General features: G+C 70.9%; 13 protein-coding genes. 8 read left to right on the forward strand and 5 right to left on the reverse strand.

What is annotated here, in order from left to right:
• Nucleotides 1–3 precede the first annotated feature (3 nt).
• The 3 genes from ACFVS0_RS07085 to ACFVS0_RS07095 all read left to right on the forward strand — a co-directional run bounded on the left by ACFVS0_RS07085 (nucleotide 4) and on the right by ACFVS0_RS07095 (nucleotide 2,475).
• The gene (locus ACFVS0_RS07085; RefSeq protein ID WP_430562610.1) at nucleotides 4–936 is read left to right on the forward strand and encodes a carbohydrate ABC transporter permease; all 933 of its coding nucleotides are present in this window, start codon (nucleotides 4–6) and stop codon (nucleotides 934–936) included.
• Nucleotides 933–1,817, forward strand: a complete 885-nt coding sequence (locus ACFVS0_RS07090; protein WP_430587550.1) for a carbohydrate ABC transporter permease — start codon at nucleotides 933–935, stop codon at nucleotides 1,815–1,817. The genes ACFVS0_RS07085 and ACFVS0_RS07090 overlap by 4 nt, the downstream gene beginning before the upstream one ends.
• Before the next feature lie 64 nt (nucleotides 1,818–1,881).
• Complete coding sequence (locus tag ACFVS0_RS07095) at nucleotides 1,882–2,475, forward strand: DNA-3-methyladenine glycosylase I (RefSeq protein ID WP_430587551.1); 594 nt, start codon at nucleotides 1,882–1,884, stop codon at nucleotides 2,473–2,475.
• Here the strand turns inward: ACFVS0_RS07095 and ACFVS0_RS07100 are convergent.
• The gene (locus ACFVS0_RS07100) at nucleotides 2,452–2,892 is read right to left on the reverse strand and encodes a hypothetical protein (RefSeq protein ID WP_430562613.1); all 441 of its coding nucleotides are present in this window, start codon (nucleotides 2,890–2,892) and stop codon (nucleotides 2,452–2,454) included. The genes ACFVS0_RS07095 and ACFVS0_RS07100 overlap by 24 nt on opposite strands.
• Nucleotides 2,893–2,984: 92 nt before the next feature.
• Between ACFVS0_RS07100 and ACFVS0_RS07105 the strand changes: the two genes are divergently transcribed.
• On the forward strand, nucleotides 2,985–3,710 hold the full coding sequence (locus ACFVS0_RS07105; protein ID WP_430550832.1) for a ZIP family metal transporter: 726 nt from the start codon (nucleotides 2,985–2,987) through the stop codon (nucleotides 3,708–3,710).
• On the opposite strand, the gene ACFVS0_RS07110 is transcribed toward ACFVS0_RS07105, so the two are convergent.
• Together ACFVS0_RS07110 and ACFVS0_RS07115 are read right to left on the reverse strand one after the other, a co-directional pair.
• Nucleotides 3,707–4,312, reverse strand: a complete 606-nt coding sequence (locus ACFVS0_RS07110) for a CatB-related O-acetyltransferase (RefSeq protein WP_430587552.1) — start codon at nucleotides 4,310–4,312, stop codon at nucleotides 3,707–3,709. The genes ACFVS0_RS07105 and ACFVS0_RS07110 overlap by 4 nt on opposite strands.
• A 62-nt stretch (nucleotides 4,313–4,374) precedes the next feature.
• The gene (locus tag ACFVS0_RS07115; RefSeq protein ID WP_430562615.1) at nucleotides 4,375–4,773 is read right to left on the reverse strand and encodes a VOC family protein; all 399 of its coding nucleotides are present in this window, start codon (nucleotides 4,771–4,773) and stop codon (nucleotides 4,375–4,377) included.
• A gap of 108 nt (nucleotides 4,774–4,881) precedes the next feature.
• Between ACFVS0_RS07115 and ACFVS0_RS07120 the strand changes: the two genes are divergently transcribed.
• The gene (locus ACFVS0_RS07120) at nucleotides 4,882–5,409 is read left to right on the forward strand and encodes a GrpB family protein (protein WP_430550829.1); all 528 of its coding nucleotides are present in this window, start codon (nucleotides 4,882–4,884) and stop codon (nucleotides 5,407–5,409) included.
• A 30-nt stretch (nucleotides 5,410–5,439) separates the two neighbouring features.
• On the opposite strand, the gene ACFVS0_RS07125 is transcribed toward ACFVS0_RS07120, so the two are convergent.
• Nucleotides 5,440–7,317 carry a glycoside hydrolase family 2 protein gene (locus ACFVS0_RS07125; protein WP_430587553.1) on the reverse strand — a complete coding sequence of 626 codons (1,878 nt, stop codon included), beginning with the start codon at nucleotides 7,315–7,317 and terminating at the stop codon, nucleotides 5,440–5,442.
• A 107-nt stretch (nucleotides 7,318–7,424) separates the two neighbouring features.
• Entirely contained in the window at nucleotides 7,425–8,546 is a 1,122-nt protein-coding gene (locus ACFVS0_RS07130; RefSeq protein ID WP_430562617.1) for a LacI family DNA-binding transcriptional regulator, read from the reverse strand.
• 164 nt (nucleotides 8,547–8,710) lie between these two features.
• On the opposite strand from ACFVS0_RS07130, the gene ACFVS0_RS07135 reads away from it, so the two are divergent.
• The 3 genes from ACFVS0_RS07135 (at nucleotide 8,711) to ACFVS0_RS07145 (ending at nucleotide 12,009) form a co-directional block, all read left to right on the forward strand.
• Entirely contained in the window at nucleotides 8,711–9,646 is a 936-nt protein-coding gene (locus tag ACFVS0_RS07135) for a carbohydrate ABC transporter permease (protein ID WP_430585734.1), read from the forward strand.
• Nucleotides 9,643–10,602: a carbohydrate ABC transporter permease gene (locus tag ACFVS0_RS07140; protein WP_430587554.1), complete on the forward strand. Its 960-nt coding sequence runs from the start codon at nucleotides 9,643–9,645 to the stop codon at nucleotides 10,600–10,602. Before ACFVS0_RS07135 ends, ACFVS0_RS07140 begins: the two co-directional genes overlap by 4 nt.
• Before the next feature lie 96 nt (nucleotides 10,603–10,698).
• Nucleotides 10,699–12,009: an ABC transporter substrate-binding protein gene (locus tag ACFVS0_RS07145; RefSeq protein ID WP_430562619.1), complete on the forward strand. Its 1,311-nt coding sequence runs from the start codon at nucleotides 10,699–10,701 to the stop codon at nucleotides 12,007–12,009.
• The last annotated feature ends 98 nt before the right edge of the window (nucleotides 12,010–12,107 follow it).

Consider the following 12,107-nt stretch of genomic DNA (forward strand, 5'->3'; position numbering starts at 1 on the left):
GCGATGCCCGCCGCCACGCGCAGGCGGACGGGGGTGCGCCGGGCGGTCCGCCGCGCCGGCGCGCCCCTGCTCCTGCTGCTGCCCTCCCTCGTCCTGGTCGGGGTGTTCGTCTACGGCCTCATCGTGGCGAACGCGCGCCAGTCCGCGACCGACAACCACACCGCCGCCCAGGCGACGGGCCAGGCGCCGACGACGGGCGTCGGGCTGCGCAACTACCTCGACCTGCTGGCCAGCGACGAGTTCCAGCACTCGCTGACGAACCTCGTGCTCTACACCGTGGTGTTCCTGGTGGGCACGATGATCATCGGCTTCCTGTGGGCCTGGCTGCTCGACAAGCCGCTGCGGGGCGAGGGGTTCTTCCGGTCGATCTACCTGTTCCCCATGGCGGTCTCGTTCATCGCGTCGGGCGTGGTGTGGCGGTGGCTGCTCAACTCCAACCAGGGCGAGCAGGCGTCGGGCCTCAACCGGCTGTTCCAGATGATCGGGCTGGACGCGCTGCAGAACAACTGGTGGAACAACGTGTCCGTGGGCATCGTCGCCATCGCGATCCCCGCGATCTGGCAGCTCTCGGGGTACGTGATGGCGCTGTTCCTCGCGGGCTTCCGCGGCATCCCCGTCGAGCTGCGCGAGGCCGCCCGGGTGGACGGCGCGAGCGAGTGGAAGCTGTACCGGCACGTGCTGTTCCCGCAGCTGTCGCCCATCGCGCTGTCAGCGCTCATCATCATCGGCCACATGTCGCTCAAGGCGTTCGACCTCATCATGTCGATCTCCAAGCCGGCGAACTACCAGACCAAGGTGCCCGCCGTGGACATGTACGTGTTCAAGTCGGCCTTCGACTACGCCAACGCGGCCGCCGTCGGCACGATCCTGCTGGTCATCGTGGCGATCGTCATCGTGCCGTACCTGGTCCACACCCACCGGCAGGACAAGCGATGACCGCCGTCGTCGAGGAGGCCGGACGCCCCATCGACCTCGGCCGCCGTGCCGCGCCGCGGGGCCGCTTCACCGTGGGCCGCACGCTGCGCTACCTGGTGCTGCTGCTCTTCGTGCTCGTGGTGCTGGTGCCGGTGTACGTGCTGCTCGTGACCAGCTTCAAGGGCCCGGGCGACGCCGCCCCGACCCGGGCGTGGAACCTGCCGCAGGTGTGGACCACGGCCAACTGGGAGACGGCGTGGTCCACGCTCTCGCCCGCCATCGCGCGCACGGTGCAGATGGTGGTGCCGGCCGCGCTGATCTCGGCCTTCCTCGGGTCGCTCAACGGGTTCGTGCTGTCGCGGTGGCGGTTCCCCGGCGCCGACCTCGTGTTCACGCTGATCCTGTTCGGCATGTTCATCCCGTACCAGGCGGTGATGATCCCGCTGAACCAGCTGGTGCTCGGGCTGGGCGTACCGAGCGGCGTCCCGGCCCTGATCCTGCTGCACGTCGTCTACGGCATCCCCATCACGACGCTGATCTTCCGCAACTACTACATGACCGTGCCGCAGGAGCTGGTCGAGGCGGCGCGCGTCGACGGCGCGGGCATGCTGCGCACGTACGCGTGGATCGTGCTGCCGATCTCCGTGCCGAGCTTCGTCGTCGTGCTCATCTGGCAGTTCACGTCGGCGTGGAACGACTTCCTGTTCGCCGTGTTCTTCTCGTCCAGCCAGAACGGGCCCGTGACCCTCGCGCTGAACAACCTCGCCAACGGCGCGCTGCTGCAGGACTACGGCGTCTCCATGGCGGGCGCGCTGTTCGCCTCGCTGCCCACGCTGCTCGTGTACGTGCTGCTGGGCCGGTACTTCATGGGCGGACTGATGTCCGGGTCGGTCAAGGGCTGAACGGACCACGCGGGCCTGTGGACGACCGCGGCCGGGTGTCGGGAGCACCGGGCAGGCTGGGGGCATGACGACGACCACCCCCGCCGCCCGGTGCTTCGGCGACGGCGACCCCCTGTACGAGGCGTACCACGACACCGAGTGGGGCGTGCCCGTGCACGGCGAGGCCGCGCTGCTGGAGCGGATCGCGCTGGAGGGCTTCCAGTCCGGCCTGTCGTGGATCACCGTGCTGCGCAAGCGCCCCGCGTTCCGGGAGGTGTTCGCCGGGTTCGAGCCGGAGAAGGTCGCGGCCCTCACCCCCGACGACGTCGAGCGCCTGCTCGGCGACGCCCGGATCATCCGCAACCGGCAGAAGATCGAGGCCACGATCGGCAACGCCCGCGCCGTGCTCGCCCTGCACGACGACGGCCGCACGCTCGACGAGCTGTTCTGGTCGTTCGCGCCGGAGCCGCGCGTGGCACGACTCGCGTCCTGGCAGACGGTGCCCGCCATGACCGACGAGTCGAAGGCCATGGCCAAGACCCTCAAGAAGGAGGGGTTCCGCTTCTTCGGCCCGACGACGGCGTACGCGGCCATGCAGGCCTGCGGGCTCGTGGACGACCACCTCGCGACGTGCCCGGTGGTCACGGGCCACCGGTCAGTGGCGGGCGGCGCGGCGTAGGGCGGCGAACGCCCCCGTCGACCAGAGCGCGAGCGCGACGAGAGCCGGCTGGAAGAACAGCCGGGCGAACCGCTTGGCGTCGGTGTCGAGGCCGAACCCGTCCTTCCGTTCGAGCCACTGGCCGACGTTCCCGGGGAAGATCACGACGAAGAAGGCTGCGACGACCAGTCCCACCGCGACCTTCCACCGGGCGAGCGCCACGAGCGACCCGCCCAGCACGATCTCCACGGCCCCGGACGCGAGGACGGTGACGTCCTCGTCGACCGGGAACCAGGCGGGGACCTGGGCCCGGAACTCCTCGCGGGCGACCGTGAGGTGGGTGATGCCGGCCCCGGCGAGCGCCACGCCGAGCGCGACCCTCCCGATCCGGCGAGGCATCGACGTGGGCTCCGGTCGCACGAGCTCCTTCAGGTCCATCCGGCGATGCTCGCAGCACCGGCCGCGCGACGCACCCGAGGGCTCGGTCGGGTGGACGGGCGGCCGACCGTGCCACCTGGTCCAATGTCCGCATGACCGGGTTCTGGTGGGGCCTGCTGGGCAGCTCGTCGCTGCTGATCGGCGCCGCCCTCGTGCTGTGGCGGACGCCGAGCCGGCGGCTCACGGGCCTCATCATGGCGTTCGGCGCGGGCGTGCTCATCAGCGCCGTCGCGTACGACCTGGTCGAGGACGCCTCGCGGGCGGCGAGCGGCTGGGTGCTGCTCGCGGGGCTGGCCGCCGGTGCGCTGACGTTCTTCGTCGGCGACCTGCTCATCGACCGGCGCGGAGGACGGGACCGCAAGCGGTCCACGGGCGCGCAGTCGGAGGGGTCGGGCGGCGCGATCGCGCTGGGCACCGTGCTGGACGGCATCCCCGAGTCGGTGGTGCTGGGCTCGACCCTGGTCGGGGGTGGCGGGGTGAGCGTCGCGGTCCTCGCCGCCGTGTTCATCTCCAACCTGCCCGAGGCGATGTCCGCCACCGTCGGGCTGCGCCAGGCGGGCACGTCCACCGCCCGGCTGGCGCTGCTGTGGGGCGGCACCACCCTGGTCTCCGCGGTCGCCGCGGGCGTCGGCTACGCGGCGCTGGGCACCGCCGACCCGGTGACCATCGCCGTCGTGCAGGCCTTCGCCGCCGGCGCGCTGCTCACCATGCTGGTCGACACGATGATCCCCGAGGCCACCGAGTTCGGTGGCCCGGTCACCGGGCTCGTCACCGTGCTCGGCTTCGCGACCGCCTTCGGGCTGTCGGCGCTGGGCTAGGCCGCCGGCGCCGCCGCCGCGAGCTCGGAGACCGTGCCCGACATGATCGTCCGCACGTGCCTGGTGACGTGCTCCACCGGCCAGTCCCACCACGCCACGGCGAGGAGCCGCGCGACGTCGTCGGCGTCGTACCGGGTCCTCAGCAGCCGGGCGGGGTTGCCGCCGACGATCCCGTAGTCGGGCACGTCCCGGGTGACCACGGCACCGGCCGCGACGATCGCGCCGTGACCGATGCGGACACCGGGCATGACCGTGGCCCCGTGGCCGAACCAGACGTCGTGGCCCACCACCGTGTCCCCGCGTCCGGGCAGGCCGGTGATGAGGTCGAAGTGCTCCGCCCACGCGCCCCCCATCGTGGGGAACGGGAACGTGGAGGGGCCGTCCATGCGGTGGTTGGCGCCGTTCATGATGAACCGGGTGCCGGTGCCCAGCGCGCAGTACCGGCCGATCACGAGCCGCTCGGGGCCGTAGTGGTAGAGCACGTTGCGGGTCTCGAACGCCGTCGGGTCGTCGGGGTCGTCGTAGTAGGAGAAGTCCCCGACCTCGATCAGCGGCGAGGCCACGAGCGGCTTGAGCAGGACGACACGCGGGTGCTCGGGCATCGGGTGGAGCACCGTGGGATCGGGCAGGACGGGCGGCATCGCGACGGCAGTCCTCTCGTCGGTCAGGAGTCGGAGGGCGCGAGGGTGCGCAGGACGTCGAACTCGTTGCCCTCGGGGTCGGCCATGACCACCCAGGTCCGGTCGGCGCCCTGGCCGACGTCCGCCCGGGTGGCGCCGAGGTCGAGCAGCCGGGCCACCTCGTCGGCGGTGCTGCGGTCGACCGGGCTCACGTCCAGGTGGAGGCGGTTCTTCACGCTCTTGCCCTCCGGCACCCGGGTGAACACGATCGTCGGCGGCATCTGACGGGCCTGGATGTCCTCGACGGTCGGCTCCCAGGAGGCGATCTCGACCATGTCGTCGCTCCGGTCGAGCACCGTGAAGTCCAGGACGGCGCACCAGAACGCCGCGAGCCGTTCCGGGTCGTGGCAGTCGACGGTCAGCTCGGTGAACCTGCTCGTCATGTCTCTCCCTCGAGGTGCCGATGTCCTGCGGCGACGGTCGTCGCACGAGGAACCTCGCACACCCTGGACGCCTTCTCCACCGAATTGGACCGCTCTAGAGTCGGCACGATGATCACCCTCGCCGCCCACCGCCCGGAGTTCGCCGACGAGTTCCGTGCCGAGGCCGCGCGACTCCGGGCGGCCCTGGACGACCGGGTGACGACGGTCGAGCACATCGGCAGCACCGCGGTGCCGGGACTGGTGGCCAAGCCGATCCTCGACCTCGCCGCGCGCGCGGCTCCCGACGTCGACCCGTTCGGACTGGGGCCGGACGTCGCGCCGCTCGCCTACGGTCGGATCGCGCACGGACCGAGGAACCACGGCGTGTACGTGCGCGAGCACGACGGCGCGCGCACCCACATCCTGCACGTCTTCGCCCACGACGTCTGGGAGACGTGCCCCCAACGGCTGTTCCGCGACAGGCTGCTCCACGACGCGACGGCGCGGCGCCGGTACGGCGAGCTCAAGACCCGCCTGGCGGCGGAGCTCACCGACGGGCGGGAGTACACCGCCGGCAAGCGGGCGCTCGTCGAGGAGCTCCTCAACGCCGAGCGCGCGGCCCGCGGCCTGCCGCCGACGACGGCCTGGGACAAGTAGCCCGGGCCGTCGTCGGGGTCGGTCCGTGCGTCAGACCGCCGCGCGGTCCGCCTCCTCGACGGCGGCGACCTGCTGCTGCACCTCGCGGACGCGGGCGACGTCGAGCTTCTCGGACCGGTCGAAGCGGTACACGCCGTTCTGCTCCTGGAACACGTCGGTGAGCTGGGTGTAGCAGTAACCGAACATCAGCGGGTCGCCGAGCAGCACCTCGGTGAGGCCGCGGAACCGGGCGTGGAACTCCTCCTCGTCCGCGACGCGCTGGCCGTAGCCCCACGACTCGGCGGTGTCGTTCCCCGCCGCGGCGGCCGCCGCCTCCGGGTTCCACCAGATGCCGCCGTACTCGGAGACGAAGTAGGGCTGCCCCCGGTACGGCACGGACATCGCTGCGTCCTCGCGCCGGTTCTCGTACGGCGCGCCGTCGGCCAGCCCGGCCATCTGGCGCGCGAACCGCTCCGGGTCCTGCTCGTAGCTGTGGGAGTCCCAGACGTCGGTCTCGAGCACCCGGTGCGCGTACCCGCTGGCGTCGATGACGGGCCGCGAGGGGTCCGCGAGCTTGGTGGCGAGGAACATGCCGCGGGTGACGTCGTCGAGCACGGTCATCCGGTCGTGCAGGTCCTGGTGCGTCTCGTTGAGCGGGCACCAGCCGATGATCGACGGGTGCGAGTGGTCGCGCTCCAGCACCTCGAGCCACTGGGTGGTGAACGACGCCGTGGGCTGCTGGTTGTGGCCGACGGTGCCCTGCCCGCTCACGCCCCAGTCGCCGAACTCGCCCCACACGAGGTAGCCGAGGCGGTCGGCGTGGAACAGGAACCGCTCCTCGAAGACCTTCTGGTGCAGGCGCGCGCCGTTGAACCCGGCCTCGAGGCCGAGCTCGATGTCGCGCACGAGCGCGGCGTCGGACGGCGCCGTCATGAGCGACTCGGGCCAGTACCCCTGGTCGAGCACGAGGCGTTGGAACACGGCACGGCCGTTGATCTTCACGGCCTGGCCGTCGATCGCGACGGACCGCAGGCCGGCGTAGGACTCCACGGCGTCGACGAGCGCGCCGTCACCGTCGCGCAGCTCCACCCGCAGGCCGTACAGGTGCGGGTCCCCCGGGCCCCAGAGCCGCACGCGACCCTCGGGAACGACGACGCGAAGCGCCGGCGCGAGGTCGACGTCGGCGTGCGCCGTCTCGGTGGCCACGACGCCGTCCGCGTCGGTGAGCGTCGCGGTGACGGTGTGGCCGGGGCGGTTCGCCGTCAGCGGCAGGACGACGTCGAACGCGCTGCTCGCCACGTGCGGCGTGACGCGCGGGCGGCGCAGGTGGGCGCCCGGCACGGGCTCCAGCCACACCGTCTGCCAGATGCCCGTGGTGCGCGTGTACTGGCAGTGGGTGTTCGCGTACCAGGTGGCCTGCTTGCCGCGGGCCTGCCGGGCGTCGCGGGGGTCGCGGGCCCGCACGACGACGGTCACGGTGTCGCCGGGCGCCGCCACGCCGTGCAGGTCGGCGGTGAAGGGCGAGAACCCTCCGCGGTGGCGCACCACCTCGGTGCCGTCCACCCACACGGTGGTGTCGTGGTCGACGGCGCCGAAGTGCAGCAGCACGTGGGTGTCGTCGCCGGCGACCGCGGCCCACTCGGCCGGGACGGTCACCTCACGGCGGTACCAGACCGCCTCCAGGAAGTCCGTGTCCCCGATCCCGGACAGCTCCGACTCCGGGGCGAACGGCACGGTGATGGTGCCGGTGAGCTCCCGGTCGCGCAGCCCGCGCTCGAGCCCGGAGTCGCCACGGTCCAGCTCGAACTGCCAGGTGCCGTTGAGGTTCAGCCAGCGCTCGCGCACCACCTGCGGGCGCGGGTACTCGGGGCGAGGGACGTCGATGCCGTCCGGGGCGGACGGCGGGTCGAGGAGGGGCAGGAAAGGCATCGGCGGGCTCCGTTGCATCGTCGTCGAGAGGGCGGTCGGGGCCGATTCACCCTCGCCGCTGCCACTGAGTGGATCACAGGATCACCTCTGGATGCAACGTTGAATCATCACCGGCCCGCGCGCGTGCTCTCGCGCATCAGAAGCCGGTGCGGCACCACCAGGTCCACGACGTCCGAGCCCCCGTCGCCCTGCGCGGCCGCGTCGAGGTCCGGGCCGGCGGCCGGGTCGATCCGGCGCACGAGCCGGTCCACGGCCGCCTCCGCGATCGCCCGGACGTCGGGCGCCACCGTCGTCAGCGACGGGTTCGCGTACCGCCCGTCCTCCGTGTTGTCCCAGCCCGTGACCGCCACGTCGTCAGGCACGCCGATCCCGTTGGTGCGCAGCGCGAACACGGCGCCCAGCGCCAGCTCGTCGTTGGCGCACACGAGGCCGTCGATCTCCCCGGTGCGGGCGAGCACGCTCTCGACGGCAGCGGCGCCGTCCGCGCGCGAGAACCGGCCGCCCGGCAGGATCCAGCGCTCGTCGACCTCGATCCCCGCCTCCGCGCACGCCGCCCGGAACCCCCGCAACCGGGGCGCACCGGTCCGGGCGAGCGCCTCGGGCTCCGCCCCCAGGAAGCCGAGCCGCCTGCGGCCCGACGCGACCAGGTGCCGCGTGACCTCCTCTGCCGCCCCTACGTTGTCGATGCTCACGTGGTCGGTACGCCGGCCACCGGCCAGCCCGGGGTCGTCCCGCTCGCCCAGGAGCACCATCGGCGTCGCGCCTCGCAGCCCCGAGATCTCCGCCGGCCCGAGAGCCAGCGGCGAGAAGACGATCCCGTCGATCGCGTGGACGGCGAACCCTCGCGCGACCTCGAGCTCGACGTCCCGGTCACCACGGGTCTCCTCGATGAGCACGCGATACCCCCGGCCCCCGGCGACCTCGATCATGACGTGCGCCAGCTCGGCGAAGTACGGCGCGTGGATCCACGGCACCGCCAGGGCGAAGGTCCTGGTCCGCCCCTGCCTCAGCTGCCGGCCCGCGAGGCTCGGACGGTATCCGAGGTCCGCGATGACCCCCTCCACCCGCGCACGGGTGGCCTCCCCGACGCGCCCCGTGCCGTTCACGACGTTCGAGACCGTCTTCCACGAGACCCCGGCCGCCGCCGCGACGTCCTTGATCCCCGGCGACCTGACCCGTCCGCGACCCGCGCCCCGGCTCGCGCCGTCCGTCGTGCCCTGCTCGACCACTCGTCCCCCTCGCACCTACCGGCCTGGGCCGGTCCGCGCGTCACCCCTTGACGGCGACGCCTTCCGTAGTTCATCGTGATCCAACGTTAGACCGCAACGTTGCACCACGGGTCGAGGACGACCCCCGAGAGATCGGATGCTCTGTGACCGTGACCGGTGAGCCGATGACGGCGATACCCGACGCGCCCCGCCGGGACCGCGCACGAGGCGTGGCCAAGCGCCGGCGTGAGGCTGGTGCGGGGTTCGCGTTCTTGTCGCCGTGGTTGGTGGGTTTTGTGGTGTTGACGGCGTTCCCGATGGTGGCGTCGTTGTATCTGGCGTTCACGGACTATGACTTGTTCCGGCCGCCGTCGTGGGTCGGGATCGACAACTTCGTGAAGTTGTTCGAGGACCCCCGGTTCTGGACGTCGGCGAAGGTGACCGCGATCTATGTGCTGGTCGGCACGCCGATCAAGCTCGCGGCGGCGTTGTTGGTCGCGATGGTGCTGAACATGAAGCACCGGGGCCAGGGTGCGTACCGGTCGATCTTCTACGCCCCGAGCCTGATCGGCGCGAGCGTGTCGATCGCGATCGTGTGGAAGGCGATGTTCATCGATGACGGCATCGTGGACCGGATCCAGCAGCTGTTCGGGCTGCCGGCCGGGGGGTGGGTGGGTGACCCGTCCAAGACGATGCCGATGTTCGTGCTGCTCGCGGTGTGGACGTTCGGCGCCCCGATGGTCATCTTCCTCGCGGGGTTGAAGCAGATCCCGGCCGAGCTGTACGAGGCGGCCGCGGTGGATGGTGCGGGCCCGGTCCGCAAGTTCTGGCGGATCACGATCCCGATGCTGTCCCCGGTGCTGTTCTTCAACCTGCTGCTGGAGACCATCGGCGCGTTCCAGGTGTTCGGGTCGGCGTTCATCATCTCCGGCGGCACGGGCGGTCCGGCGGACTCGACCCTGTTCTACACGCTGTACCTGTACATCAAGGGCTTCGCGCAGTTCGACATGGGGTACGCCTCGGCCATGGCCTGGGTCCTGGTCGTCGTGGTCGGCGTGATCACCGCGATCTTGTTCAAGACGTCCAACGCCTGGGTCCACTACTCCGGAGACAACCGATGAGCGCGCACATCACGACACCGCCGCTGTCGAACCAGGCGGCCGCCACAGGAATCGCCACCGGGGGCGGGTCGTCCCGCCCGGCCGGGCCGGTCGACACGTCCCTGCGCAAGGCCGCGAAGCGTCGTCGGGGTGTCCGGTCGGTCGGGTTCCACGCCTTCATGGTCGTGTGCACGATCGTGGTGCTGTACCCGGCCGCGTGGATGCTCATGAGCTCGTTCAAGCCGTCCAACGAGATCATCGGGAACATCAGCCTCTGGTCGGACAACCTGTCGCTGTCCAACTTCGCGACCGCGTTGTCCGGGATCGGGGGGGTCGGGTTCTGGACCTTCTTCGGCAACTCCATGATCCTCGCGGTCGCCTCGGTGGTCGGGGTGATCCTGTCCTCGACCGTGGCGGCGTACGCGTTCGCGCGGATCGACTTCCCCGGCCGGGGCATCTTCTTCGCGATCATGATCGGCACGCTGCTGCTGCCGTTCCACGTCGTGATCATCCCGCAATACATCATGTTCAACGAGCTCGGCATGGTGAACACGTTCATCCCCCTGCTTGCACCGAAGTTCCTCGCCGGCGAGGCGTTCTTCGTGTTCCTCATGGTCCAGTTCATGCGGAACCTGCCCCGCGAGCTGGACGAGGCAGCCCGCATCGACGGCGCCGGCCACGGGCGTATCTTCGGCTCGATCATGCTGCCGCTGATGCGCCCCGCCATCATCACCAGCTCGATCTTCGCGTTCATCTGGTCCTGGAACGACTTCCTCGGCCCGCTGCTCTACCTCAAGAAGCCCGACCTGTACCCCCTGCCCATCGCGCTACGCCTCTACGTCGACCAGACCTCGGTGTCCGACTACGGCGCCCAGATGGCCATGGCCGTCCTGGCCCTGCTGCCCGTGATGATCTTCTTCATCCTCTTCCAGCGCTACATCGTCGACGGCGTCGCCACCCAAGGCCTCAAGGGCTGACGCCCGCGCCTGCACCACCCATCACACACCGACCAGCCGCGGCGGGCACGACCGCCCAGGCCCGACCCCCGCAGTGCTGCGGGACGGAGGAACACCATGAAGCTCGCACGACTCTCCGGCGCCGTCGCCGCCATCGCCGTCACGGTCGGCCTGACCGCCGCCTGTGGGAACGGCGGGGCCGACGCCGGCCCGGCCGCCAAGGTCTCCACGGACGAGGACATCACGCTGTCCTTCGCGTGGTGGGGCAACGACGACCGGGCCGCGAGGTACGAGAAGGCGATCGACGCCTTCGAGGAGAAGCACCCGAACATCACCATCCAGACGCAGTTCCAGTCCTGGGACGACTACTGGACGGCACGCTCCACCGAGGCGGCGGGCAGCGCCCTGCCCGACGTCGTCCAGATGGACGCGGGCTACGTGCGGCAGTACGGCGCCACGGGCCAGCTCGCCGAGCTCGACGGCCAGGTGGGCGTCAACCTCGACACCGGCGGCGTGGACGACACCGCGCTCGCATCGGGTCAGATCGAGGGCAAGACCTACGCCGTCCCCGTCAGCCTCAACACCCAGTCGATCATCTACAACGCGAAGCTCCTCAAGGAGCTGGGCATGGAGCCCCCGGCCGAGGGCTACACCTGGGACGACCTGGTCCAGTGGTTCGCGGACGTCGCCGAGGCGGGCGCGAAGCACGACCCGCAGGTGTACCCCGTGGGCGACATGACGGGGAACAACCCGTGGTTCCTGCAGTGGCTGGTGCAGCAGGGCAAGGCACCCTTCACCGACGACGGCCAGATCGCGTTCACCCAGGAGGACGTGCAGGCCTGGACCGACCTGTGGGCCCCCCTGCGCGAGTCCCAGGCCTTCTTCCCGGCGAAGCGAGCGGCCCAGCTCGAGCCCAAGACGGGCCTGAACTCCGCCGAGGTCGTGGCCGAGGCGAACTGGGACACCCTGATGCCCAACTACACCGCGGAGCTCGGCAGCGAGGACCTCGAGCTCATGCCCATCCCCACGGGTGACGACGGCAAGAAGATGTACTGGCACTCCGGCGTGATGCTCTCGGCGTCCGCCAACTCGTCCCACCCCGACGCGGCGGCCGCGTTCATCGACTTCATGACGAACGACCCGCAGGTGGGCGAGATCTTCGGCACCAGCAAGGGTGTGCCCGCCACCGACGCCCAGAAGGACGCGATGAAGATCGAGGACGGGTCGCCCGACTCCCGCCTGCTCGACTACGAGGACACCCACGCCGACGACGTCACCGAGCCCGCCCCCGTCCCGGTCGAGGGCTACGGCGAGATCGAGGTCGAGATGGCGCGCCTGTCCGAGGAGATGCAGTACGGCAACCTCGACGCGGACCAGTTCGCGGCCCAGTGGTTCGCCTACGTGCAGGACACCGTCAAGGCGCAGTGACACCCCGGGTGGGGGGGGGGGGGAGGAGGGGGAGCGTATGTACTGCGACAGCGCCCCCACAAGGCCCCGGGAAGCAACAACCCGCTAGGAGCGGAGTC

The sequence above is a fragment of the Isoptericola sp. NPDC058082 genome (genome assembly GCF_042885055.1).
Taxonomy (GTDB): domain Bacteria; phylum Actinomycetota; class Actinomycetes; order Actinomycetales; family Cellulomonadaceae; genus Isoptericola.